Genomic DNA, 25,000 nt, shown 5'->3' with positions numbered 1-25,000 from the left:
AATCATGCAATATATTATAATACCACAAAGCCCCGTTTTTGTCAATAATACCAGTTTTAGAGATCAGGATTACGTCAAATTCCAATTTACTATAGACATATAAAGGAATAAAAATACTACTGACTTTTTTCTTTATGAACTGATAAAATATAAAAAATATTAATTTTGATCATAAAGAAGCTTATCATGCCAGTACAAAATGAGTTACAATATTTAGTATGCTGATGATTTGAGCCGCATTTGTAAATACTTTATTAAGCTTTTTTCTTACTCACCGATGATTTTCACCAAAACTCTTTTCCTTCTTCTTCCGTCAAACTCCCCGTAAAAAATTTGTTCCCATGGCCCAAAATCTAACTAATCGCCACGACAATTTCTCTGCCCATTATAGTTCTTTTTAAATGAGCATCTGCATTATCTTCAAAAACATTGTGCTCATATTGGTCATAAGGCTTTTCAGGAGCCAACTTTTCTAAAAACCTTTCAAAATCTCGATGTAAGCCGGATTCATCATCATTTATAAAAACACTTGAAGTAATGTGCATTGCGTTACATAAAAGCAATCCTTCTTTAATACCGCTCTCCTTTAAACACTCTTCAACTTGAGGAGTAATATTAATGAATTCTCTTCTAGAAGTTGTGTTAAACCATAATTCTTTTCTATAGCTTTTCATAATTCTTTACAACCTCCAGACTTAATCCCCACAAAAAACGGGAAATATTTCTTACATATTTTTATCCATTTCATTAATAAAAAAATAAACATCTGGCAGAACATTAGTTATTCTCATTTTAACACCTGTCTTTTTGCAAAGGTCACCTAATATCGCAGCCATACGTTCGTCCCTGACATGTATTTCGCTCAGTAATCCTTTATTTAGAAACATGTCTATCATTCTATTTACGGGAAACATCAGCATCATCTTTTGCATTTTTATACACTTCATAATCTATTATACTACCAGATTTGGCATCTGCAACAACATAAAGTCGCGGATAATAAGGTCTCTCATTAGACTCACGCACCGGTGAAGGCATAAAGTTTCCTGAGACCGCATCAATAATGTCTTTACAGCTTTAATCTGGGAAACCAAAAAGTGCTTGACCTGTGTTTGTTTTAAGCCAATTTAAGATGATATTGTTACGATGGGGCCAGGTAAAAGCGGTTTTTTCCTTGTCTTTTTGCTTGATACAGGGCCTGATCTGCCTTTTCAAGCAGGGAATCAACAGAATCACTGTTTTTTGCTAAGGCTATACCCAGGCTTGCAGTAACTTTGCGATGTGGGAAAGGATAGGTCTCTATAGATTTTCGTATTCTTTCAGCAACTGCGACAGCGCCTTCTTCTTTTGTCCCAGGAAGAATAATTACAAACTCCTCGCCTCCGAAGCGCCCCGCAATATCCACTGTCCTTATAGAGTTTTTTATTATATCTGCCGTCTTCTGCAGCACCACATCGCCGGCAACATGGCCAAAGGTGTCATTGTAAGTCTTGAAGTTATCAATATCCAGGAAAATAACCGTTAAAGGAATGCCGTACCTGATTGTCCTCTCGAGTTCATTAACCAGTATGTTGCGGATTATACGCTTATTAAAAAACCCTGTCAAAAAGTCGGTTTCAGCTTCTTTTTCCAGTCGGCTTACAAGTTTTGCGTTAGCCAAAGCTATCGCAGCAAAGTTCGCATAAATCTGCAGGTTTCTGGTATCGTTGTCATCCATCGAATCAGGTGAAAACACTATACCTAACAGGCCGACAGCTCCCAAAGATGTCCATAGTGGATAAACCATGATTTTATTCTTGGAATCAAGCTCCAAATCGGAAAGGCCCGGTAAGGTCATTAATTCATCAATACTCAGAAATGACGGCTCAACTTTGGAAAAAACATTTTCAATCAACGGCTGTACCATCGGCCATTCCTTACCTATCGAAAGGTCGCCGTGATCACCTTTGGCCTGAGCTATCCTTATTTTATCACCCTCTCGAAGGCCAACAAAACCCAGTTCAGCCTTATATATTATGATCAGGGAATTCGTTATGAGGTCCATAACCTTATCCAGTTCGACGGTTGAGGTCAACAGGCGGCTGATTTCATAAATGCTGTTTAGCTCAAGACTTCGTAATCCTAAAAGGTTTTTTTCAAGGATGGCCTTAAGAACTTCATTGATAGTCTGGTAAATGCTGTGCGCTTTGGTGATAAAAGCATTTTCTTCCTCGCTACCTGCCCGGGTTCTTATCCTGGTAGGAGCAACGATAAGAAAGCCTATCTTTTGAGCATAAGTGCCCAGGCGATAGGCATAAAGTTTAATCCCGTAAGGGCATGTAAATATGCCTTTATTTTTCAACGAACCCAAGATTTCTTTATAAAAATGGACGCACTTTTCGTTGCAGATCTTTTCTCCTTTGTTTACATTCTGGCATAATTCAGGTTCTCGACTGAATTGGGAAAAGGAGTTGCCATTTGTATCAAAGATGTAAATGTTCGCATCCATTATTCTTGCAAGAGTATCCTGAAAATCCTGCCAATATTTTAACGAAACACTTAGTAAAAGGTTTGTCGGCAATTAACCCACCTCATCTCAACATATTTGCTTTATCTAACTTTCCGAGAACATTTATTCCATTCAGGGTAATCTCGTATTCTCTAATGTCTCTGTCGTGGTTGGTACCACGGGCTTTAAGGATTCCTAAAACTTTTTTGATGCTTGAATTTTCTTCCACGTAGCGGAGAATAATTATATTATCGGCTAACAAAGATATTTGATTTTTTGTTACTGAAGCAGGTGAAAAGAGGTCTTCGTTTAGTACAGTAAATATAACAGTGATATGCCGCCTTTTGATCTGCTGTGCTATTGCCCAAAGATAATCTTTATACTTTTGTATATCAGAAACGCTGCTTTCAAAAGAAGATATGCTGTCAATAACAAGCCTATCTATCTTCTTATTGCTGACCATGTCCAGTATTTCAAAAGCGTGTTTATCTACGTCCAGTTCTATTGGAGAAATAAACTTGATATCAAGGCGGCCGTCTGCCAGATATTTATCCGTCTCCCATCCCAGATGGTGGGCGTTATCTATAAGCTGAGAAACCGGCTCTTCAAAAGAAAGAAACAGCCCATTTTCGCCTTTTTCAGCCCCATCCAGTAAAAATTTAAGTGCAAGGGCGGTTTTACCCGTACCTGTGCCGCCGGTAATGAGCGTAATAGTACCTTCTCTAAATCCACCATTCAGCATTTCATCCAGGCCTGTGATTCCGAATCCTTTTTTCCCCGGTTTGACCTCGTACTGGAGTTCTTTGCCCTCCGGCTTTATCCTCGGATAGACTTCTATTCCTGCAGGGCTGATTTGAAACAGGTGCTCTCCTTGTTCAAAATTGGTACCTCTCATCTTCAGAATACGCAAATACCTTTTTTGAAACCTTTTTTCTTCCTGACCGTAAAGGTGAAAAATCCCATCAGCAATAGCAAATTCACTTAAGAGAGTGAGTTCTTTTTCTTCATACTCGCCCACGAGAAACACAGTAACCTCCCATATCGATAAAGCAGCAGCCAGGTCAAAAACAAAAGCCTTAAAAGTCTTCTCATCCGGAAAGATGTCTCTTATGGCCTTGAAACTGTCGATTACAAGTATATTGGGTTGATGTCTTTTGATCATTTCGGTAAGGTATTCAAGAACCTTCTCGGTGCCCTGTTTGCGCAGAACAGCTCCCAGATCACTGTAAATAAACTTGTCCCCCAGGAAATCGTCCGAAAAAAACTCAAATTCCTGTAAATGCCTTACCATCTTGAATTGTGATTCAGAGATAGTAGTCAGGTATAAACTTTTAAGACCGTTCCTTGCGCTGTTAAAAATAATGTTTTGAACGAATATCGTTTTCCCGCTGCCCGGAGAACCGGAAACAATGTTCAGCGAATACAAAGGTATACCGCCAGAAATAATGCCATCAAGATTTTTAATACCTGTTTTCAATTTCTCCATCTCTTATTCCTCCTTTGAGTCAAAAGGAATATTCCCGAATTCCTCTTTCAGTTTCTTCGCTATTTTGTCCGCTTTTTCACAACCAATAAGCCTGGCCAGAATTTCCACATATCTTGTAATAAACTTCATGAACATATCATCAACCGGCAGGTTTGGATTTTCCTTCATACTGGCCGCCATTTCTGCACACGATATCCTGCCCTCATCGTAGTGCAGCAGTTCTATTTCCCTATACTCCGTAGAAATATCCCACACAACCCTTTCCACCAAAAGTTTCACAGAAAACGCCCCGAGGGTACTTCTCGGACGCAGCCCACATCTCTCGTAGTAAAGTTTCATAGCGTTCGATCTTCTTGTCAACAAGATCATTCAAAATTATCCCTCCAAACTCATTATATTATAGCCACATTATAGCACAGCAGGTTGTGCTGCGCTAACTTCACTTCTATTGAAAGCCTATGCATCAGTACTCAATCAAATACTGCAAGCCCAGGCCACCGAGTAAATCAAAGCCGAATCTTATGAAAGAACCGAAGAAAGACAAGACTATCGTAAATGGCTACTATCCAAGGAATTTAGTCACCAGAGATTGAAGAAATCACTTACGAGCTTTGCGGGACAGAGTTTTCAAAATTTACAATTTCTGAGCTTTGTAAAAGCCTTGACCCTATTGTAACTGCCTGGAATTCAAGGTCTCTTAGAGAAAAAAACTATCCTTTCATCATAGTTGATACCATCATAAAGGTTAGAAAAGACGGCCGTTGCTGGAAATTTTACTTACTATATCCTCTTGTCTTCTCTCAATATGTACTGCTGAAACATGGGCTCCACAAAAATATAACTTCCTCTGGCCATCTTTTCAATTACAGCTTTGGCAATCAAGATGTCAATAGACCGTTTAACTTTATTGGGATGTATTCCCACCTGCAATATCACATTTATTGTTATATTGCTTCATTTGTTCTGTTCCCCATCTGGCGAGCTCGGCGAGCGCCGGCAGCAGACTCATGCCAGCATCGGTTAGAGAATACTCGACACGTGGAGGTATCTCCATGTATTGAACACGTTTAATTAAGCCGTTTGCCTCCAAATCTTTCAAAGATTGCGTAAGCATCATGTTTGTTATACCTGATATTCTTCTTTTTAACTCGTTATATCGCATTGTCCCGTTTTGGCTGAGCACCCACAGTATCGGAATCTTCCATTTTCCACCTATAAGCTTTAATGCATATGTTACAGGGCAAGCATTGATCCCCTCTGATAATTGTTCTTTGCCGCTCATTGTGTATCCCCTTTGCTCATGAATTACTGACTTGATATGAAAAAACTGTGTACTTGATATTTTATGTGTTTCACTTACAATAATATCAGATATAAAAATATTAGCAAGGGGGTCATGTTTATGGATGACGGCATGAAGGAAGTCCTCAAGTTTTTAACCGACAACCCCACGTTTTACATCGCCACTGTCGATGGCGATAAGCCCAGGGTGCGGCCTTTCGGTTTTGTAATGGAGTATGAAGGAAGGCTTTATTTCTGCACAAACAACCAGAAGAATGTATACAGGCAGTTAAAAGAAAACCCGTATTTTGAGGTATCAACTGCGTCGCCCGATGGAAAATGGATGCGCCTTACGGGAAAAGCCGTGTTTAATTCCACTTATGCCGCAAAAGCTAAGGCTCTGGAGGTAATGCCTTCGCTCAAAAAAATGTACTCGGCGGATGATACGATATTTGAGGTGTTTTATGTAGAAGACGGCGAAGCTGTTTTTTGTTCCATGACGGGCGAATCCAAGACGGTTAAGCTTTAAGAGCCGGGAAGCTGTCCCGGCTCTTAAAGCTTGCATATAAACCTATTACTTTGCAAACTAAGCTTATATTATATATTCAACAACTCATTGAAAAATCATTTTCTTGTTCTGGCTATGTCAGGTTAGGTAATATAAATACATATCGCCCATTCAAATTGTTGACTTTAAACGTGTTTTTTGTATTGTTTTGTTCGTTTTTCGTAAACTCTGGCTAACAAATAACAAGTACTCCGTTGTCTACATATAGAATTTGACCTGTAATTGCTTTAGACGCATCACTGGCAAAGAATAATATTGCTTCAGCCTGATCTTCAGGTTGTGCTTCTGGTAATGTTAAATCAATATGCCTTCCACAGACTGCTGCAAATTCTTTATTAAATAATTTGAATTGTTCTGGTGAATTCAGTTCTGTTGGAGTCGGGCCAGGAGCAACAGCATTGCATCTGATACCTGTACCCGCATATTGAATTGCTATATTTCTGGTCATGCTGTTTACGGCTGCTTTTGCAGCACTGTATGCAATACCTGCAATCCCCTGGCTTCCTATTGAAGAAACATTAACAATGGACCCACTGCCTTGCTTTTCCATATGTTCCAGTACATATTTGCACATATAAAACACTGAAAACTGATCAACTCTGACAACTTTTTCATACCATTCTTCCGCACACAAGTTTATTGGTATATGTCTGTCTGCCATGCCAGCATTATTGACCAATATGTCTATACGTTCAAATTTTTTAATAGTTTCCTCAACAATTCTTTTACAATCTTCCATTTTTGAAACATCTGCCTGGATATCCACAATTGTCCCGCCTTCAGCAGTTATTTCCCGAACAGTTTCCTGATTCTTTTCTGTACGCCTTGCTGCAATAATTACTTTTGCTCCTTCTTTGCAGAATAGTTTAGCAGTTGCACGTCCAATACCTGAATTTCCTCCTGTAATAATGGCAATTTTCCCATCCAGTCTTGCCATGCATGATGCCTCCCTTTTCACTAAAATTCCAGTATTGAATCAATTATCGTTTAAAATTAAATTAAAATAGCTAAATAGAGTTAGTTATAATATTACATCTTAGATTTATTTTTTTGAAACTTCAATAGTGCCTTTTACGGTTCCACCTTTTGCAATGATGTCGGCCACTGTCATTTCTCTTCCGTCCACCTTTATTGTACCATTAATTTTGCATCCATCCTCTACTGTGAGGCTGGTGATTATGCCAGTATCTGTAACATTCCACACGGCACCATCCTTAATGGTTACAGAAATATCATTTCCACCATTGTAATGGACTTTATTGGCAACATGGCCAAGGTAATAATATTCATTAATAGTAAAGTGTGTATTCTGTTTCCCATTTTCATCCACATGTATTACCGATGTTGCACTAATGGTTCCTGTCAGAGTTGCCCCCTTACCCAATGTTACTTCAAGCTTGTCTGCAGGCTGCAAGCCACCTCCAGGTCCGCCGCCGAAATAACCCGTACCGTTGTAAAGGTTGCCCTTCAGGTCGACGTCCGTAGCATTGAACTTGACTGTATTGCCTCCATCGGTTTTAACATCAATATCATAATCGATATCCGGATAACCGGCTTTTTCATAAAAGTCAGTGTTGAAATTGGGCGCACCCTGGGAAAAATCTACACCCACTATGGAATCGTCGTTATCAATCATTTGAAGAATTACGCCGTCTTTTGTATTGAGCTGTGCACCGTCTTCAACAGTCAGTTGAACATCTCCTGCTTTAATGAGGAATGTTGCATTGTCGGTATTGACTACAGTCCCGTCGGTGATTACGAGCTCGCCGTTGTTATGAGCCATGAAACCAAAGGCGTCCGAATTTATGGTTGTGATTTTCCCCTGGCCTGTGATACCGGTAAATACGGGTGTATCTTCCTTAACGATATCATAAACCTCTTCCTCTTCACCCGTGGAATTTGTTCTTGTTCTGCCTGTCAGCTTCTGTTTAAGGGGATAGATATCAAGTGGTTTATCAAATTTGGAGGACGCATAGACAGCCTTCCCGCCGGTGAGAATAGATGCATAGGTTCCTACGTTGAAAGTTGTTCCGTAAAAATACTCCTGTGCATCGCCGATGATATAAGTTCCATAGCCGCTGCCGTAGTTGGTGCTGTACGGGTCTTTCTGCCCTTCACCCAGCAATGTCAAAACCGAATCCACTACTGTTAAAAGCATGTTAGAACCCGAATCGGTTGAAAGGACACCCCATTGATTGGCTGTTGCTTCAGTCCGCACTACCGTTGCAGTGGAAAAGTTGCCCATCAGGTTTGTTCCACGTGCATTGCCCGTAATGCCAAGTACCCACGGAGGCGCCACCATCTTTGTCTGGTCTGCAGTATTCACATAGCCGGGATAGAGCGTTCCGCCCATAACCTTGAATTTTGAATCAGTAATCATGGTATCCGCGCCACTGTCTGTAAAGAGTGCGGTTCGGGCAACACCTTCAGTATTTATCTCAACTCCATCTAGCGTAACTTTTGCATTGCTGAATGCTGCAACAGCAGAGCCCAGACCAGTAAAGTCGCTTGTATCGCTTCCATCGGCTTTGCCGATGAGATTAATGGTTGAATCCTTAACGGTGTATTCTCCACCGTTTACAATGATTCCTTTGAAATTCCTTCCGGTGGAATCAATCTTAATACCAGAAGCTTCCGTATCTGTATAAGTCCCACCTGAAATGGCCTGGGTTACCGATAGAGATTTGTTCAAGCCGTTCTTGTCTACATAAATAGCAGCTCGGTAATCTTCAATGCCGCGGCCGGTAAAGCTCGCAGGATTGGTCTTCAGCTTATCCGTAACTACCAGGGTCACGTTGTTGTATGTGCCAGCATCCATCTGGGTTTCCCTGCCGTCTGCCACCATGGTGACCAGCTTAAACTCAGGTGCTGTAACCAGAGTGTTCTTGCCGATTGTAAAGGATGCTTTTTCAGTTGTTTCGCTTACAACGATTACCTGCGGCAGTTTTGAAGAACCGTCGCTGATGGTAAGTGCATTGTAGATCAATTGCGCTGCATCATCGCGGTCAACGGGTGTCCCGTTTACGGCTTTAGTGCCTTTTAAAAGGCCTTTTTCATTTGCAGCCGCTTCAGTCCTGGCAGCCCAATCGCTGCCCGTAAGCCCTTCGACGCCCATAGCAGCCAGCAACATTTTTGCTGTCTCCAGGCCGGTTACATTATTATCGGGATTATATGCGCCGCCCGCGCCATCGATAATGCCCTTATCTGCACAGTACTGGATGTAATCAGTAGCCCAGTTGCCTTTAATGTCGGCAAATGATTTTGTTCCCTTAATTTCTTCCTTACTTACGAGAGTAACTGCCTTTGCAACAAGTTTTGCTATTTCTGCGCGAGTCAGTTTGGCGTCGGGCTCATAAGCCACTTTTTTATCAGCCTGAACTTTGCCGTTGATTAATCCCAGTTTTAATAATAAACTTACAGCTTCCTTCGCGTCCACCTTGTCAAAATCAACTAATTCCAAAGTGCTAGCAGCACCGTTTACAGCCGTAGCAGGTGTTTCACCTGAAACATCTACCTCAGTTGTTTCCGCAAAAACGCTAGTGCCAAAAAGGCCCACTATTAAAACAATACTAATAAAAGCGGCTAATTGCTTTTTGAATTTCTCCATATAATTTCCCCCTTTTATTTTTGTATTGTTCTCCCTGTTTTTACCAATGTTAAGCCCATGGCTTAACATTGGTATTAATTCATAATTATTTATACAGCCATGGGCTTCAAATCATCCGGAATCAAAAGCCTGGCTTCCGTAGCGCGCTGAATATCTTCTACGGAATACTCCGGATTCAGCTCAGCAAGAAGAATGCCTTCCTTCGTAATCTTCATCACGCCCATCTCGGTTATAATCATGTCAACCCGCCCTTTGGCTGTCAGCGGAAGCGTACATTCTTTAAGTATCTTCGGGACGCCTTTGTTGGTATGAAGCATTGCCACGATGACCTTTTTCGATCCTGTTACAAGATCCATGGCTCCGCCCATCCCCGGCACAAGCTTGCCAGGAATGATCCAGTTTGCAAGGTTCCCCTTTTCATCCACCTGCAGTGCACCAAGGACTGTAACATCAACATGCCCTCCCCTGATTATGGCAAACGACATTGCTGAGTCAAAGTACATTCCGCCTTTAAGAAGAGTGACAGGCTGACCTCCAGCATTTGTAATATTTTTGTCAAAATCCTCTCCGGTAGGTTCTGGCCCCAGACCGATAAGACCGTTTTCGGACTGCAGATACACCTCAATGTCATCCGGAATGTAATTAACCACCATTGTAGGAAGACCTATCCCTAGATTTACCACATCGCCATCATGCAGTTCCTTTGCGACCCTTTTTGCAATCAATTCCTTCATCTTATATGTCCTCCTTTACAATGTAATCAACAAATATATGAGGTGTAATAATTTCTTCAGGATCCAGCGAGCCCACTTCCACAATCTGATCAGCTCCAACAACAACAATATCTGCTGCCGTTGCCATTACAGGATTGAAATTTCTGGCCGTTCGTGCATAGACTACATTGCCCAGTCTATCCACGGCTCTTCCTCTGATTATTGCCATGTCAGCTCTTAGAGGCTCTTCTAAAATATATTTTTTGCCTTGAACTTCTATAATCTGTTTCCCCTTTTCCACATCCGTCCCAATTCCAGTCGGCGTTAAGACTCCTCCAAGGCCGGCACCGCCTGATCTTATTCTCTCCACCAGCGTTCCCTGCGGACTGAGTTCAACTTCCAGTGTTCCATCCGACATCATTTTCCCTACCAGGGGATTTAAGCCTATGTGTGAAGCATATAGCTTTTTTACCTGACCGTTTTTTACAAGCTTGCCAAGGCCCCTGTCCTCAAAGCCTGCATCGTTGCAGATGGCAGTAATGCCCTTTATACCGCTTTTCAATATTTCCTCAATCAATACGTCAGATGTTCCTACAGTCATAAATCCGCCGAACATGATAGTCATATCATCTTTCAATAGTGATCTGAATGTTTCTTTATCTATTATCTTGTTTTTCATCCTGCATCACCCCAGATTTTTTATTACTACAGCAGTTCCCATGCCTCCGCCGATGCACAGCGAAGCAATTCCCAGCTTTGAACCCCTCTTTTTCATCTCGTGAACAAGTGTTACAATTATTCTCGCCCCACTTACTCCAACCGGATGCCCAAGAGCAATTGCTCCACCATTTACGTTGGTTCTTTCCCGCAGCCACGCCTCAGAGACACAATGCTCATTTGAAAGCTCCCTTATAACACCCAGAGCCTGAGCAGCAAAAGCTTCATTAAGTTCTAATAAATCTATATCGCTCAACTTTAGTTTTGCCATCTTTAAAGCATTCCTGATGGCAGGCGTTGGCCCGAGACCCATTATGCTGGGATCTACTCCTCCCTGTCCAACGGCAATAACTTCAGCCATAGGATTAAGATTCTCCTCTCGCACTATCTCTTCTGAAGCAAGCATGATCATCGCTGCCCCATCGTTGATTCCCGAGGAGTTTCCGGCAGTAACCGTGCCGTTTTCTTCAAAAGCCGGCTTTAACCTTGCTAAAACTTCAACTGTTGTTCCTTCTCTGGGGTGTTCATCAGTATCAAATATAAAGCTGCCCTTTTTGGTTTTCACCTCATAAGGCACTATTTCATCTTTGAATTTCCCCAACTTTATTGCTTCTATAGCTCTTTTCTGTGATTCAGCCGCAAATTCATCCTGTTCTTCTCTGGTTATGTTATATTTTCTCCTTATGTTTTCAGCGGTAATCCCCATATGGCAACCTTCATACACATCTGTCAGTGCATCAAAAACCATATGATCGGTTAATTTGAAGTCTCCCATTTTATGCCCATTTCTCAGATTCCCGTGTGCCAAATATGGGGCCTGGCTCATGGATTCCACGCCGCCTGCAACAACCAATTTATGGATATCAGCCTTAATATTTGCATATCCTGTCATTAATGCCTTCATCCCGCTGCCGCAAACCATATTCACACTATAGCCCGGTACGGTAAACGGAATACCCGCCTTGATAGCTACCTGTCTTCCAACACCCTGGCCCTGCCCTGCATGTAAAACATTTCCAATGATAACTTCATCAATTTTTTCAGGATTAATCTTCGTTTCTTCAATTATATTTTTCAATACCACAGCACCCAGGTCAGATGCGCTTTCATTCTTCAGGCTCCCGAGAAAACTGCCGATGGCAGTCCTCTTTGCAGCCACTATATATACTTTTTTCATATAAGACCCCTTTCCGCAATAGTTTCAATGGTTTTAATGCTGTTACACATTAATACCTGCAAAATAACCTTCTCTCACAGCCGCTTCAACAGTTCTGGCCCTGACGCAATCACCGGCGAGCCTGTAGATATCCGAAATGCCTGCAAATGCATCAGCCTCTGATGTTCGCGGCTTCATGCCTGCTGCTAAAATCACATTGTCTGCAGATAACGTGAATTTTTCATTGTTCTTTTCATAAACAATGCCATCCGGATTTATGGAAATACATTTTGCAGAGGTAATTTGAATCAAATTCTTTTCTTTGTTCATTTCAGCCAATAAATCTCCCCGATGGGTTCTGGAAGCATCCGGGGCCATTTCATCGCGCATTTCGAGTATAGTGACTGTTTTACCCAATCTGGCCAAATGCAATGCCGTCTCGCATCCAACTTGCCCGCCGCCTATTATTATTACATTGTTGCCAAGGATATCTTCATTGCCGTATGTGTTCGTTGCAAAAATAGAATGTTCAATACCCGGAATTGGCGGAACCAAAGGTTCTGCTCCAATTGCAACAATAACCGCGTCATATCCCAGATTTTTAAGTTCATCAGGTGAAACACACGTATTTAGTTTCACTTCAACAGGCGATTTTTCCACCTGACTTATCAGGTAATCTCTGAATTTTGCAAGGGAATATTTGAAATTAACTTTGGTTGCAAACTTTAACGTGCCTCCCAGGCTGCCTGTTTTTTCATATAAAGTAACTTGGTGCCCGCGCTTTGAGGCAGTAAGTGCTGCATACATGCCTGCCGGCCCTCCGCCGATGACAGCAACCTTTTTCTTTTCTTGCGGCGGTATGATCATGGAATCCAGATGATGCATTATGCCAATTGTCGGATTGACTGAGCACTGCAATAAATGTCCATACACGGTGCTGTCATGGCATCTCATGCATTTGATGCAGGGCACCACATCATCTTCTTTTCCGGCTATGCTTTTTGTAATAAGTTCCGGATCAGCAATAAGCGCTCTGCATATTGCAACAAAATCGGCCTTGCCTGAGGCTATTATTTCATCGGCATCCGCCAGGCTCCCAATGCCACCGATTGCTGTTACATAAGATGTAATTTTACCTGACTTCTTAAAAGCTTCTGCAAGATATACATTTGGGTTGGGAGGCAGAAAATCGCACGGATGTGTTCTGCACATGAGGTCCGGCGTTATCATTCCGCAGCTTGCTTGTATGATGTCCGCATATTGTTGAAGCGCTTCTGCAATTTTTATTCCCTCCGCGATATCAATGCCGCCTTCTTTGAATTCGTCAGCAGACATGCGAATCTCAATTATCATATTGTCTCCGACTCTTTCCCGGATCGCTTTGAGAATTTCAATAATATAGCGCACCCGGTTTTCAAAACTTCCACCATACTGGTCGGTCCTTTTGTTTGTCAGAGGTGACAGGAACTGTGCTATTGGTATGCCATGGCCAAAATGAAGCAGTATTCCATCATAGCCTAACTTCATCAGCATTTCTGCTGAATGTGCATATCCTTCTTTATAGCGCATCATTTCGCTGACGGGAATTTCACGGCCCGGGGTCACGCCATCCATGAGCAATCCGCCTTCCGACGCAACATACCCATCTTCAAAAATACCTATTAACTCCATGGATGCCTTTGCGCCATAAAAATGAATCCTTTCGGCCAGTTCTGCCAGTCTGTGCATGGCATTGTGCTTATAAAGGTTCCAGTTTACGTGTTCACCGTCATCCCCCACAGGCAGCACCTTTACACCTGCACATACAACAAGACCGGCACCTGCCTTCGCTCTCTGGACAAAAAAGTTCATAGCGGCTTCGGTAGGGTAGTTTTCTCCGTTTGAAGCTGAATGCAATGTAACCGGAGCCGCGATAATCCGGTTCTTCAACATATGCTTGCCAACTCGAATCGGACTCATAACGTGTTTATATTGCGCCTGCATATAATCCCTCTTTCGAATCAAACGAACAAGTATTGAAATACTTGTTCGTTTGAAAAAAATGATTTGTCTTTAAATAACACCAATATCTTTAGTCTGTTTTTTCATCTGCTGCTTTTAATTCCTCTGCAACCCGTACTCCCTATCAGCAGCATTTGCATCGGGAATATTCCACATGGTTAAAATGGTTACAAAAGAAATGGCCAACATGACAAGAAGTATATAGTAAGCCGTTGTTAGCTTCCCCATTTGATTGAATATGCCCATAAATGTCAATGCAAACGCCATCGGAATGGCCTGTATGGTCATAATCCATCTGTTTGCCGCCATATAATTCTTTCGTCCATAAACATACGATGTAACACACGGGTGCATTGTCGGAAGGCCGCCTGTCATGCATGCAACACCAAACGCCCATATCGCCATAAGGGTGGTATTGCCGCCAACAGGCATGATAGCAAGCGGAATAACGGCAAACAGGAACAATATATTTAGAACCAGTGACGCTTTTATGGAGCCGAGTTTATCGTCGATCCAGCCCAGAACATAGCTCATCGGAATTCCCGAAGCGGCTCCTATGGAAAGCCAGAACATTGCTTTGCTCACAAAAAGGTTTGGAACATCCTGCGGCGTGCTCAGACTTATATATCTTACAGCCATATAACTCATCATTGCCATAATGACAAATTGAAGAATGCCGTATGATATAATAAGCTGCCATGCCCTTGCATCCGTCAAAATCTGTTTCAATGTGATAGGCTGGCCGGCATCTTCAGATTCGGAAAGCGGCGCATGGTCGGCGCCATCAGGAAACAGCCCGACTTCCTCCGGCGTATCTTTAATGGCAAATGCAGTCAGGGCCGCCAGCACACCCAGCGCACCGGCTATAATAACATAAGCATTCAGGCCATAGCCGGCTACCATTGATGTCAACATTCGTATTCCCACAACAGACATCAAGGGACTGCCTGCCGTAATTACCCCCAAAACTCGGCCGCGGTATTTGATGTACCAGTTTGCAGCCAGCATGAATCCCCCCATTTGTAGCGGCACCACCAGAACACGAACGATAAAAAGGCTTATTGAATACAGCAAATAATTTTGGCCTGCGGACAGTGCTATTCCTACACATCCCAGCGCCATAACTACAATGCTCGGCAATAATATTTTTTTGACGCCGTATTTGACAAACAGTGAACCTATGACCAGGTACAGTATAATCGTCACCAAAGCCCCTACTGTCACCGGATTTGTAATCTTGAGGTCATCCCATCCATAATTTGATTGCAAAAAAGGTGTCAGGATGTTCAGGTGGTCATTTTGAAGACCCGAATAAAAGAAGTTGTACAGCAGTCCAACAAACATGAAAGCTATGCTGTAACCTGCAAATTTCCTGTTTTCAAACATGATGACCCTCCTCATGTTTTTTTATTTTACATAAATTCTTCAGAATTTATATAATCTACCGCATTGTAGCCGGCCATTCTTCCGCTGTTGACAGCAAAACCCATCGTATTTCCCGGCATGTAGAAGCAGTAACTGTCGCCATAGATATTGCATGCATCCATGCCGCAGGCATACAGTCCGGGTATTTTTATGCCTGAAGTATTAAGGACCTCCATTTTATCATTAGTTTTTACGCCGCCAAGGCTGCCGTAGCCTGCAGGAAAATGTCTTGCAGCATAATATTTCCCGCCTTTCAGAGGCTTCATGTATTTGTGCTTTTTAAAGAACATCTCGTCTGAAGTTGAACACATGCGATTGTACTCATCGATGGTTTCCTTGAGATTTTCAAGATTTATCCCTGTTTTCTCGCATAATTCTTCCAGTGTGTCCGCAACAAAAACATTCACCTGCTTTTTTTGTGCTTCGCTGTGAAGTTCGCTAAGGCCGGCACTGTCGGAGCCTTCACCGCTAAAGTAATTATGAAGCTCCTTGTCCCAGTTTTCTATTGTTTTAATATTGTGATGGACAGTCACGTAATCCAGGCCATTTTTTCTGTATGTATCCAGTATGCTGTCGTCAATGATGGTAAAGGCCATCCTCTCGCGCTGCAGTGAAATTGCGTTGCCCGTATAAACCGTATTGTTCATGATTTCTTCATTTATGAAGCGCTTTCCGTCAAGATTCACCATAAGATTGGGTTGACGCATCGTCTCGCTTATTGTTTTGTATATATCGGTCACGCCCGGCGTCGTGTACGTCAATTCCATAGTTGGCTGTGTTCTGGCAGCGCCAGCTTCCCAGAGCATTTTCAATCCTTCGCCCTGCACGCCCGGTATTCTGAATGAGTGGAGATCCTTGCCCCATTCATATCCAAGCAGCTCATTGAGCATCTTCGGGTTGTCTCCAAATCCGCCTGTTGCTACGATAACGGCATTGCATTCAGCGGTAACCTTTTCGCCGTCAGCAGTAATTAATTCAACGCCCGTCACATAACCGTTCTCTTTTAAAATCTTGGTTGCTCTGGTGTTATACATAATTTTAACGCCAAGTTCTTCCGCTCTTTCAGTTAAAGCCCGGAACATGTTGGAGGCTGCCCTTTCAGCCGGAGCATTGCTTCCTCTTGTTTTCACGATATGCCATGTCTGGGTTGACTTTTCAAAGTATTTGTATGCGCCCAGAAATTCGACACCTATGGATTCCAGCCATTCAATGGTATTGCTGGATTGTTCGATATATCTTCTTACCAGGCGGGCGTCAACCCTCCAATGGGTATAATTCATCAAGAGGTTGAACGCATCTTCCTTTGTAAAATCGATCAACTGTGCTTTTTGGTATTTTGATTCTACGGCAAAAAGGCCCATCCCCATATTGGCTGCTCCGCCGGTGGTGCTTCCTTTTTCCAATACAATGACTCCAACACCCTTTTCAGCCGCCGCCACCGCTGCTGTGATGCCCGATGCCCCACCGCCTATTACGATGACATCGGCTTCCAACTTTATACTCATAAAAGACTCTCCTTCCTTTTAATTTTGAAATTATTGGCTTAATCAACTTTTACTATCGCCTTCTGCGCCGCCGCATCATTGTTTCACCTTCCTGGCCTGCGGACGGCTGATCGAAACTGCCTACCGGTACGGGTTCACTCGGAAGTTTTGGTTTAACTGCGCCGGCCTTCTTTATCGCACCTTTGGGGCAAACAGACATGCAAATCATCGACTTGCTGCACATATTGGGATTAATAACATGAATCATGCCTGCTTTGCCGGCAATCGCCCCATGTGGACAGCTCTCCAGGCATTTTCCACATCCATCGCACAACTGTGGATCCACATAAACGGTATAAGTGCCTTTACATACAAGGTTTGAACATCTTTTTCGGCGGATATGCTTATCCCACTCTTCTTCATGTGCTTTCATCAAATCAATGCAAATGGAAGCTGCCGTCCTTGACATTTCACATTTTGCATTTTTGTCCATTTGTTCGAGGATTTCAAGCAATAATTCAAAGTCTTCGCTTTGACCGTTGCCTTCCGTTATGTCTTTAATTATCTCATAAACCTGCCACGTGCCTTCCCTGCAGAGAACGCATTTCCCGCATGACTCTTTCCTTGCGGTATCCATAAGATTCTTGCAATAATCTACTACACAGGCATTGGCATCTGACTCCTGCCATTTTGGCAAAACTGCACTGTTTGCCTTACAGGTCATTTTATCACCCCCTTTACCGACTTAAAGTGTGCATCTACCCAATATTTGACCTTTTGAATATCCAGCCTCAGATCGCATTGAAGGCAACGAATAGATTCTGCATTTGCATCGCATGCATTTTTAAAATGATCAATTCTTGCAAGCTTCGAAAAGCCATCAATCGTGCCTATGCGCGGGTTTAATTTTTCCCTTTCAAAAAGCGTTTCTTCAATGTTCCCATCGCCGCCGAGATATTTGTCTATGTTAATTGCGGCCTGTCTCCCGGATGCTATGGCGTCCACAACAGATTTGGTCCCGTAGATTACATCGCCGGCAGCAAAGACCCCTTCCCTGTTTGTTTTCATCATGCCGTCGACTTTTGCAAAACTGCTTTTCACCAGCTCAATTCCAAATGAATCATCCAGTTCCGGCTGCTGGCCGGTTGCGAATATCAGTGTATCCGTGGTCAGCGTCATTGCTGAATTTTCTTCCATATCGAGCTCCAGTCCGTTTTCAGTGAATTTAAAACTCTTTATACTTGAAAGAGACAGCGATTTGACAGCATCTCCCGACTCCTCAATATTTGTAATGACTCTGCTGGTGAGTATCTCAATGTTCTCTTCCAAAGCACTATTAATTTCTTCAGGATCTGCCAGCATTTTATCGCGAGCTTCCATGCACACGATTCGGACTGTGCCAACGCCCATTTTTTTTGCTGTCCTTGCGCAGTCGAATCCAACATTCCCGCCTCCGTAAACCGTTACAGTGTCTCCCAATTTCGGAGTCAAACCTTCACACGCCATTTTACAAAAATCCACCGCATCCAGAGCGTTTTTCCATTGCTTGTTGTATGCCGGAGGTCTTTTGCCTCTCGTTGCGCCGATAGCTATCAGTATGGCATCATAATTTTTTCCCTTTAGGTCATCAACAGATTTTATATTGGAATTAGTGTAGACTTTTATTCCGCCTATTTCCTTCAAGATTTCTATTTCATTGTCAACAATATATTGAGGCAATCTGTATTTCGGAATACCATAAGAAAGCATGCCTCCGGCACGGGCGCGCCGCTCATATACTTCAGTTTCATAACCCTTTTTTGCCAAATAGTATGCTGCTGTCATTCCTGCGGGGCCGCCTCCAATAATAGCCACTTTTTTTCCCGTTAGGTTTATTTTTGACAACCTTTTTTCTCCATGCCTGAGCCTCGTCATTTTCCACAGCAAAACGCTTTATTTCTCTTATTGCTATAGGTTCATTCAGATGCATTCTCTTGCAACCCGATTCACAAGCATGCGTGCAGATGTATCCCAGAGAATGAGGGAATGTCAATTTTTCCCTTATGACCGAAACCGCATCGCTGTATCTACCCTGCGACACAAGCCTGATATACATAGGTATATCTGTATGCGCGGGACAATTATTCTTGCACGGCACCAACGCCATATTTCTTGGAACATTTTTAGAAAAAACACCCTCCACATCCTGGATGGCTCCCGTAGGGCATACCTCCACGCATGCTCCGCAGAACCTGCAATCCGTCTCTTTCAATGGTTTATCATCTTTTGTATAAATATAAGTTTCTCCATTTTTCTTATTGAAAGTTAGGACTCCAACGCCGCGAAGTTCCTCACAAGCACGGACACAACGCCCGCACTGGATGCAGCGCTGCATCTCGCGCTTTATCAAATTATCTGATTTGGCAATACCTGTATTTTCCTTTTGAATTTCGCGAAGCCTGGAATGGGCAACGCCCATATATTGCATTAAGGCCTGCAATTCGCAATTAAGATACTTGTTGCAAGATGTACAATCTTTGGGATGACTTGCCAGCAGCAGTTCCAACGCCATGTTGCGAAGTTTCTTTACCGCTTCTGTCTTTGTATTTACTACCATGCCGTCTTCGACAACGGTTTCGCATGCCTGAACAATGCCATCATGGCCTTCAATTTCTACAGCACACAACTTGCAATTGCCGGCCGGCGTCAAATCCGGATGATAACAAAGGTGCGGAATGTATATGCCCGCGTCCAATGCAGCCTGTAACAAGTTCTGCCCTTCTTTTGCTTCAATTACGTATCCATCGATTTTTAAAGTAATGCTTTTCATAATTCACCCCTCTTAACATTGAATCGGCTTTATTTTAGTTGCATTTTTTTTAGCCTTTAAAAACAATACCACAATAAAGCCTACCGCGCTCATAACTGCTACAGTAAAAAACGCCAGGTCATATCCACCGCTTGCAGTTTTTATTCTGGCTGCAAGTTGTGGCCCGATTGTCCCTGCCAGTCCGTAAGCAACATAAAGAAACGGATAGTTGACAGCAAGATTTTTCAAGCCAAAGTTTTCTGCGCATACCGGTGAAAACATTGAAGTAAAGCCACCATAGCATGAGCTGATTACGAGCAGCGCAACAACAAATATAATGCCGCTTGTTTTTGTTAGAAGCAACATCGCTCCTCCAATTACGGCAAACAAGAACATCATTGTATTATATCTCCCAAAACGATCTGATACAAACCCGAAAATAAGGCGGCCAAGTGAATTGAATATGGAAAATAGGCCAACCAAAAGAGCTGCTTTTGACGCCGGAAAATTCAACACCTCCTGCAAAATTGTAGAAGCATGGCCCATAATCATCAAACCCGCTGCAGTTCCTAATGTAAGTGCCATAACCAGCAAATAATATGTGGATGTCTTTAACATTTCCCTCCACGTATAATCCGTTACAAATGCATTATCAGTATTTATCTTTCCGGCTTTACCCATTTTTGCAATAAAGTCATCAGGTACTTTTTTTATAAGAAATGATGCGGGAATCATTGCAACGGAAAAGATAGCTGCAAATAATCCAAATACCGATAATACACCATAACGCTGCATGAAAAACGTTGCAATTGGCGCCCAAAAAATTGCGCCACTGCCATAAGAACATGCCAATATGCCTGAAGCCAGCCCTGTCTTATCAGGGAATAAACTCGTACTGTAAGCCATCAGGCTGGGATACAGCATGGCGATACCTATACCCACTACAACGCCATACACAATATACAAATAGACGATAGAACCTGCAAACATTGTCGCAAAAAGCCCAAGCACATAAACCGCAATGCCTATTCGCAAATAGTTTGCAACCCCAATAACATTTTGAAATCTTCCAAGAAATACCGGTGCAATTGTTGATATTAATATTTGAATTGTAAAAGTTAGAGAGATGGACTTTAAATCACATCCCAAGTTTTCCATCAGCGGCTTTTGAAAAACGCTCCACGCATATCCAATCCCGGAGCATAAGGCAAGCAGCATCGCTCCTGCCATATACCTCCATCTTTTCTCTTCAAAATTCAAGATTTTTTCCCCCTGTTTCACTTTGCCATTTCTATTATGCAGGCAGCTCCCATGCCGCCTCCAACGCACATAGTTATAAGGCCATACTTGCCACCTGTATCTTTCAAATAGTTCATGGCCTTGCAAAGCAATATCGCGCCGGTTGCCCCCAGCGGGTGGCCCAGAGCCAATGCGCCGCCCCGAGGGTTAACTTTTTTCTTGTCCATTTTAAGTTCATCAATCGTAACTATCGCCTGTGAAGCAAAGGCTTCATTTAATTCAATCACATCCATGTCATCAATTTTAAGGCCTGTTTTGTGCAAAACTTCCCTCACGGCATAGATCGGCCCCAATCCCATGTAAGCAGGGTCCAAACCCTCCACTGCAAAGGATACAAAGGTTGCAATCGGTTTTATACCAAGTTCTTTTGCCTTTCTTTCAGACATCAGCACAACAAAGGCAGCACCGTCACTTCTTTGAGAAGACGTAGCAGCGGTCAGCAAGCCGTCTTCTTTGAAAGAAGGCTTCAGAGTGGCCAGCACTTCCATATTTGTTCCTTTCCTGTAACATTCATCGCGTTTGAATACAACCGGATTGCCTTCTTTATCGTAGCCTGTCACAGGTATGATTTCATCATCAAACAGGCCGTTTTCCACGGCTGCTGCAGCTTTTGCATGGCTTTCAACAGACATCTGTTCCATGCGCTCTCTGCTGATGCCGTATTTTGCAGCCACATTTTCTCCTGTAATTCCCATGGGCATGTAGATATCTGTATTTTCAAGAAGCCATTTATTTAGATATTCCGGGCTTTCCGAAAGCACCGGGCAGGACATTGATTCCACCCCCCCGGCAATTACAACTTCATGCAAGCCGCTCATTATCATGGAAGCGCCTATTGCCACCGATTGCAGACCAGACGCGCAAAAGCGGTTAATGGTCTGTGCGGGAACTTCAACCGGGAATCCTGCCCTTATTACTATATTTCTAGCCGGGTTCAATCCCATTTTCCCTTCGGGGATCGCGCAACCCACAATAACATCGTCAATTTCTCTCAAATCCAATTCAGGAACCCTTTCAACAACACCTTTCAGTACCTCTGCTCCAAAATCCACAGGGTTTGCCGCGGCTAATGTTCCGCGGACGGCTTTTGCTATGGCCGAGCGGCCGTACGCCACAATTACGCATTTGTCCATAATTAATTAGACTCCTTTTCCTGGTTAATTTCTTCGCAAGATCAATCCATTATCAATCATTTCAATGAATAATAAATAATTGATTTCTGTTTTCTTTGTGATAAAATTATCCTAAAAGAAGCATAAAACACTTGTTGAAAGGATGCTTTTTATGAACCTCGAAACATTGCGATATTTTCAATACATTGCAAAGTACAGGAACATAACCAAAGCTTCAAAGTACTTTTTTGTCAGCCAGTCGACATTAAGCCGCAATATTATAGCTCTGGAAACTGAACTCGGCGTTAAGCTTTTTGAGCGGAACAACAAAAAGGTTGATCTGACTGAAGCCGGCGAAGCTTTATACGGGGAATGCGACATGCTAATCCGGCATCTGGAAATTGTAACCAAAAATGTACAGCTAGCAGGCAAAGGCAGCGCCGGAGTGCTCAAAATAACTTCGCCCGGCAAATTGTGTTATATGCTATCCGTTGCATTGTTATTAATCCGACAAAAGTACCCTTCAATAAAGCTTATTGTCGAATCGTATGAATTCAACGAAATTCCGTCCGCAATCCTTTACGGCATTTACAATGTCGGATTTACTTATGATTTTGCCTTTCCGGGCTATGAAGAACTTGAAAGTATTCCCGTCGGAACAGACGATTTCTCCTTAATCGTACCGTCAAAGCTCTTTAAGAATCCTTCAAAAGAGTCAATTGCTGATATTGTCAATTCACTGCCCCTTATTCTGCCGTCATATATAGAGCCGCCTTTTATGAAACTGTTCATTCATAAACTTCAAAGCTATGCCGGAATAAGGCAGATCAACACAACCTATGTCAACACAACGGAATCCGCTGTTTTTGACGTTTCTCTGGGGTTAGGTTACAGCATTGTCCCGGCATCTCTGACAAAAGCCAAGACCAGCGACCAGAATATCTCATATATTACTCTTGATGATTTTTCAGCTAAAAGTACAATTATCATGCTCTATAAAAAAGCCAACTCTTCCGAACTTGTCAACAGCTTTGTCGATATCGTTAAGAACCTTTTACAAAAAAAAATCTTAGGGGAACTGATATTTCAAAAAGGCTAACTTAGCATATTGCATAGCAATATTGAATAAAGTTTTTCATTCATGCTGGCGCTTCTGGAAGTCAATACGATTGGTACATCGGCGCCAATCAGGCAGCCGGCCATGATGTTTTCCGGGTCTGCATTCCATATTTTACTCATGACATTCCCCGTAACCATTTGAGGTACCACCAGCATATCTACATCGCCTGCATAAGGAGAGTCGTATCCTTTAATAATCGCAGATTCTTTTCTTGTGGCAAGATCAAACGAAATAGGCCCTATCACGACTCCATTCCCGAATTCGCCATCCATTGCCATTTGCTGCAGTTTTTGCGCGTCGAGAGTTTCGGGCATTTTTTCGCTAACCGTTTCTACGGCACATAGTATTCCAACGACAGGTTTTTCATATCCCAATTTTCTTAAAGCTTCCATGCCTGCTTTCACGATTTTTTTCTTTTCTTCCAGGGTTGGATATGGAATGATGGCACAATCACTAATAGCCAAAAGCTTATGATATCCTTTAAGCTGCATCAGGCCGAAATGCGTGATGAATCCTTTCCTGTTTAAACCGGTTTCCTTGTTTAACACTGGTTTAAGCAAATTCCTGGTTTCAATTTTGCCTTTTATAATAAAATCGCCTTTACCTTCGTGAATCAGCTTTACAGCTATTTCTGAAGGATTATCATCTGCTTCGCAGTGAATAATTTCATAAGTTCTGTCCAGATAATTCATTTTTTGAATTATATCTTTGACTTCTTTTTTATCTCCGACAAGAACGGGAATGACCAGACCTTTTTCCTGAGCCAAAAAAACTGCTTCCACCGCATGTTCGTCATTTGCGCCAGCAACGACAGCCCTTTTTAAAGATGCATTGCGGTCAAGACGCGCTTTGATTAATGACTCAAAATCCTTATACATTCTCATCACCCGCTATTTCTTTATGCCGAGTATTTCTCTTGCTTCATCTGACGTTGCAGGCTCTTTCCCGAATTCCCGAACAACCCTTACTGCTCTTTCCACCAGCATCACATTTGTAGCAAGTTTTCCTTTGCTGTAGTAAACATTATCTTCAAGCCCCACTCTTATGTGGCCGCCTAAAGCCAGCGTTGCATACATAATCGGCAAATGCTGCCTGCCCACCCCGAACGCAGACCATGTTGAGCCTTCGGGCAGCATTTCATGAAGGAATAAAAGGTTTTTTACCGTGGCTTCCATTCCTCCGAGCACGCCGAGAACAAATTGATAATGGCACGGCGGCACAAGCACTCCCTTATTTACATAATAACTTACGATATTCATAAATCCAGAATCAAAGATTTCCAGCTCAGGCTTCACGCCCAGCTCTTTCATCTTCAAACCAAGCTGCTCCAGAAACTGCGGCGAATTTTCAAATATGCCCAAAGGCATCCAGTTGAATGAACCCGCATCAAAAGATGCCATTTCGGGTTTCACATAAGAGAGATGTGCCATGCGCTCTTCGTAGGTAGCCCTGTTGTCGCCTGATGTAGTGCAGTTGATAACCACGTTGCAGTCGGTCCTCTGCTTAATCAGGTCAATCGTTTTTTTAAATTTTTCCTTGTCCATGGTGCCAAGTCCTTTGTCATCCCTCATATGCAAATGGACAACTGCCGCGCCGGCTTTCCAGCATTTATAGGCATCCTCTGCAATCTCTTCGGGTGTGAGCGGGATTGATGGATTTAGTTCTTTTGGCGTTACGGCGCCTGTTAAGGCGCAAGTTATGATTACTTTATTATCCAGTGCCATTATGATCTCCCCATATCTTTTTATTTGCACC

At 42.7% G+C, this 25,000-nt stretch carries 23 protein-coding genes and 2 pseudogenes; 3 read left to right on the top strand and 22 right to left on the bottom strand.

All coding sequences use genetic code 11. The annotated features are described in order from the left end of the window. Positions 1–267: 267 nt before the first annotated feature. From D2962_RS01245 to D2962_RS01225, 6 genes and pseudogenes are all read right to left on the bottom strand, one after another. Positions 268–674: pseudogene (locus D2962_RS01245) on the bottom strand (secondary thiamine-phosphate synthase enzyme YjbQ). 51 nt (positions 675–725) lie between these two features. Continuing rightward, on the bottom strand, positions 726–896 hold the full coding sequence (locus D2962_RS19795; protein ID WP_425456610.1) for a DUF6930 domain-containing protein: 171 nt from the start codon (positions 894–896) through the stop codon (positions 726–728). A gap of 1 nt (position 897) precedes the next feature. Continuing rightward, entirely contained in the window at positions 898–1,038 is a 141-nt protein-coding gene (locus tag D2962_RS19790; protein WP_425456595.1) for a DUF6930 domain-containing protein, read from the bottom strand. A gap of 103 nt (positions 1,039–1,141) precedes the next feature. After that, a complete protein-coding gene (locus D2962_RS01235) occupies positions 1,142–2,560 on the bottom strand; it encodes a GGDEF domain-containing protein (RefSeq protein ID WP_120767218.1) in 1,419 nt (472 codons plus the stop codon). 10 nt (positions 2,561–2,570) lie between these two features. Continuing rightward, positions 2,571–3,974, bottom strand: coding sequence for a DUF7125 family protein (locus tag D2962_RS01230; RefSeq protein WP_122013877.1), 1,404 nt, complete (start codon positions 3,972–3,974; stop codon positions 2,571–2,573). 3 nt (positions 3,975–3,977) lie between these two features. After that, positions 3,978–4,253 (bottom strand): hypothetical protein, encoded by a 276-nt coding sequence (locus D2962_RS01225; RefSeq protein WP_222927623.1) that lies wholly within the window; start codon positions 4,251–4,253, stop codon positions 3,978–3,980. Between the two features lie 184 nt (positions 4,254–4,437). On the opposite strand from D2962_RS01225, the pseudogene D2962_RS18280 reads away from it, so the two are divergent. Further along, positions 4,438–4,736, top strand: a pseudogene (locus tag D2962_RS18280) (transposase); the annotation flags it as partial. A 142-nt stretch (positions 4,737–4,878) separates the two neighbouring features. Here the strand turns inward: D2962_RS18280 and D2962_RS01210 are convergent. Continuing rightward, positions 4,879–5,256, bottom strand: coding sequence for a winged helix-turn-helix transcriptional regulator (locus D2962_RS01210; protein WP_122013876.1), 378 nt, complete (start codon positions 5,254–5,256; stop codon positions 4,879–4,881). 132 nt (positions 5,257–5,388) lie between these two features. On the opposite strand from D2962_RS01210, the gene D2962_RS01205 reads away from it, so the two are divergent. Beyond that, positions 5,389–5,784 (top strand): pyridoxamine 5'-phosphate oxidase family protein, encoded by a 396-nt coding sequence (locus D2962_RS01205; RefSeq protein ID WP_122015698.1) that lies wholly within the window; start codon positions 5,389–5,391, stop codon positions 5,782–5,784. A 211-nt stretch (positions 5,785–5,995) separates the two neighbouring features. Here D2962_RS01205 and D2962_RS01200 read toward each other — a convergent pair whose 3' ends face one another. The 13 genes from D2962_RS01200 to D2962_RS01140 form a co-directional block, all read right to left on the bottom strand. Further along, positions 5,996–6,760: an SDR family NAD(P)-dependent oxidoreductase gene (locus tag D2962_RS01200; protein WP_122013875.1), complete on the bottom strand. Its 765-nt coding sequence runs from the start codon at positions 6,758–6,760 to the stop codon at positions 5,996–5,998. A gap of 105 nt (positions 6,761–6,865) precedes the next feature. After that, a complete protein-coding gene (locus tag D2962_RS01195) occupies positions 6,866–9,430 on the bottom strand; it encodes an S-layer homology domain-containing protein (protein WP_162991043.1) in 2,565 nt (854 codons plus the stop codon). Between the two features lie 89 nt (positions 9,431–9,519). Continuing rightward, entirely contained in the window at positions 9,520–10,164 is a 645-nt protein-coding gene (locus D2962_RS01190) for a 3-oxoacid CoA-transferase subunit B (protein WP_122013873.1), read from the bottom strand. A gap of 1 nt (position 10,165) precedes the next feature. Continuing rightward, the gene (locus D2962_RS01185; RefSeq protein WP_122013872.1) at positions 10,166–10,822 is read right to left on the bottom strand and encodes a CoA transferase subunit A; all 657 of its coding nucleotides are present in this window, start codon (positions 10,820–10,822) and stop codon (positions 10,166–10,168) included. A gap of 6 nt (positions 10,823–10,828) precedes the next feature. Then, positions 10,829–12,037, bottom strand: a complete 1,209-nt coding sequence (locus D2962_RS01180) for an acetyl-CoA C-acetyltransferase (protein WP_122013871.1) — start codon at positions 12,035–12,037, stop codon at positions 10,829–10,831. Positions 12,038–12,079: 42 nt separating this feature from the next. Further along, a complete protein-coding gene (locus D2962_RS01175) occupies positions 12,080–13,975 on the bottom strand; it encodes an FAD-dependent oxidoreductase (protein WP_281273764.1) in 1,896 nt (631 codons plus the stop codon). 138 nt (positions 13,976–14,113) lie between these two features. Beyond that, positions 14,114–15,403 (bottom strand): MFS transporter, encoded by a 1,290-nt coding sequence (locus tag D2962_RS01170; RefSeq protein WP_162991041.1) that lies wholly within the window; start codon positions 15,401–15,403, stop codon positions 14,114–14,116. Between the two features lie 26 nt (positions 15,404–15,429). Continuing rightward, complete coding sequence (locus D2962_RS01165; protein WP_122013868.1) at positions 15,430–16,947, bottom strand: FAD-dependent oxidoreductase; 1,518 nt, start codon at positions 16,945–16,947, stop codon at positions 15,430–15,432. A 52-nt stretch (positions 16,948–16,999) separates the two neighbouring features. After that, entirely contained in the window at positions 17,000–17,650 is a 651-nt protein-coding gene (locus D2962_RS01160) for an NADH-ubiquinone oxidoreductase-F iron-sulfur binding region domain-containing protein (protein ID WP_122013867.1), read from the bottom strand. Further along, a complete protein-coding gene (locus D2962_RS01155; RefSeq protein ID WP_162991040.1) occupies positions 17,647–18,810 on the bottom strand; it encodes an FAD-dependent oxidoreductase in 1,164 nt (387 codons plus the stop codon). The genes D2962_RS01160 and D2962_RS01155 overlap by 4 nt, the downstream gene beginning before the upstream one ends. Further along, entirely contained in the window at positions 18,713–19,735 is a 1,023-nt protein-coding gene (locus D2962_RS01150; protein WP_122013865.1) for a 2Fe-2S iron-sulfur cluster-binding protein, read from the bottom strand. Before D2962_RS01150 ends, D2962_RS01155 begins: the two co-directional genes overlap by 98 nt. A gap of 12 nt (positions 19,736–19,747) precedes the next feature. Further along, positions 19,748–20,974 carry an L-lactate MFS transporter gene (locus tag D2962_RS01145; protein ID WP_122013864.1) on the bottom strand — a complete coding sequence of 409 codons (1,227 nt, stop codon included), beginning with the start codon at positions 20,972–20,974 and terminating at the stop codon, positions 19,748–19,750. 17 nt (positions 20,975–20,991) lie between these two features. Further along, complete coding sequence (locus D2962_RS01140) at positions 20,992–22,146, bottom strand: thiolase family protein (protein ID WP_122013863.1); 1,155 nt, start codon at positions 22,144–22,146, stop codon at positions 20,992–20,994. A gap of 151 nt (positions 22,147–22,297) precedes the next feature. Here D2962_RS01140 and D2962_RS01135 point away from each other — a divergent pair, with 151 nt between their 5' ends. Beyond that, positions 22,298–23,224 (top strand): LysR family transcriptional regulator, encoded by a 927-nt coding sequence (locus tag D2962_RS01135; protein ID WP_162991039.1) that lies wholly within the window; start codon positions 22,298–22,300, stop codon positions 23,222–23,224. On the opposite strand, the gene D2962_RS01130 is transcribed toward D2962_RS01135, so the two are convergent. Further along, on the bottom strand, positions 23,221–24,123 hold the full coding sequence (locus D2962_RS01130) for a phosphate acyltransferase (protein ID WP_162991038.1): 903 nt from the start codon (positions 24,121–24,123) through the stop codon (positions 23,221–23,223). The two genes, D2962_RS01135 and D2962_RS01130, sit on opposite strands and share 4 nt — an antisense overlap. Before the next feature lie 12 nt (positions 24,124–24,135). Then, positions 24,136–24,969: a beta-keto acid cleavage family enzyme gene (locus D2962_RS01125; protein ID WP_122013860.1), complete on the bottom strand. Its 834-nt coding sequence runs from the start codon at positions 24,967–24,969 to the stop codon at positions 24,136–24,138. Positions 24,970–25,000: the final 31 nt, after the last annotated feature.

The organism is Biomaibacter acetigenes, from assembly GCF_003691585.1.
In the GTDB taxonomy this organism is placed as follows: Bacteria; Bacillota; Thermosediminibacteria; order Thermosediminibacterales; family Tepidanaerobacteraceae; genus Biomaibacter; species Biomaibacter acetigenes.
The sequence above is the reverse complement of the archived record's forward strand: the minus strand, read 5'-3'. Positions and strand labels throughout refer to the sequence as shown.

Coding starts and splice junctions, on each gene's coding strand:
- D2962_RS19790 (WP_425456595.1), bottom strand. CDS start 1,038: ATGCCTTCACCGGTGCGTGAGTCTAATGAGAGACCTTATTATCCGCGA.
- D2962_RS01160 (WP_122013867.1), bottom strand. CDS start 17,650: ATGACCTGTAAGGCAAACAGTGCAGTTTTGCCAAAATGGCAGGAGTCA.
- D2962_RS01125 (WP_122013860.1), bottom strand. CDS start 24,969: ATGGCACTGGATAATAAAGTAATCATAACTTGCGCCTTAACAGGCGCC.
- D2962_RS01165 (WP_122013868.1), bottom strand. CDS start 16,947: ATGAGTATAAAGTTGGAAGCCGATGTCATCGTAATAGGCGGTGGGGCA.
- D2962_RS01180 (WP_122013871.1), bottom strand. CDS start 12,037: ATGAAAAAAGTATATATAGTGGCTGCAAAGAGGACTGCCATCGGCAGT.
- D2962_RS19795 (WP_425456610.1), bottom strand. CDS start 896: ATGATAGACATGTTTCTAAATAAAGGATTACTGAGCGAAATACATGTC.
- D2962_RS01170 (WP_162991041.1), bottom strand. CDS start 15,403: ATGTTTGAAAACAGGAAATTTGCAGGTTACAGCATAGCTTTCATGTTT.
- D2962_RS01135 (WP_162991039.1), top strand. CDS start 22,298: ATGAACCTCGAAACATTGCGATATTTTCAATACATTGCAAAGTACAGG.
- D2962_RS01185 (WP_122013872.1), bottom strand. CDS start 10,822: ATGAAAAACAAGATAATAGATAAAGAAACATTCAGATCACTATTGAAA.
- D2962_RS01175 (WP_281273764.1), bottom strand. CDS start 13,975: ATGAGTCCGATTCGAGTTGGCAAGCATATGTTGAAGAACCGGATTATC.
- D2962_RS01140 (WP_122013863.1), bottom strand. CDS start 22,146: ATGGACAAATGCGTAATTGTGGCGTACGGCCGCTCGGCCATAGCAAAA.
- D2962_RS01190 (WP_122013873.1), bottom strand. CDS start 10,164: ATGAAGGAATTGATTGCAAAAAGGGTCGCAAAGGAACTGCATGATGGC.
- D2962_RS01205 (WP_122015698.1), top strand. CDS start 5,389: ATGAAGGAAGTCCTCAAGTTTTTAACCGACAACCCCACGTTTTACATC.
- D2962_RS01200 (WP_122013875.1), bottom strand. CDS start 6,760: ATGGCAAGACTGGATGGGAAAATTGCCATTATTACAGGAGGAAATTCA.
- D2962_RS01130 (WP_162991038.1), bottom strand. CDS start 24,123: ATGTATAAGGATTTTGAGTCATTAATCAAAGCGCGTCTTGACCGCAAT.
- D2962_RS01150 (WP_122013865.1), bottom strand. CDS start 19,735: ATGAAAAGCATTACTTTAAAAATCGATGGATACGTAATTGAAGCAAAA.
- D2962_RS01210 (WP_122013876.1), bottom strand. CDS start 5,256: ATGAGCGGCAAAGAACAATTATCAGAGGGGATCAATGCTTGCCCTGTA.
- D2962_RS01230 (WP_122013877.1), bottom strand. CDS start 3,974: ATGGAGAAATTGAAAACAGGTATTAAAAATCTTGATGGCATTATTTCT.
- D2962_RS01195 (WP_162991043.1), bottom strand. CDS start 9,430: ATGGAGAAATTCAAAAAGCAATTAGCCGCTTTTATTAGTATTGTTTTA.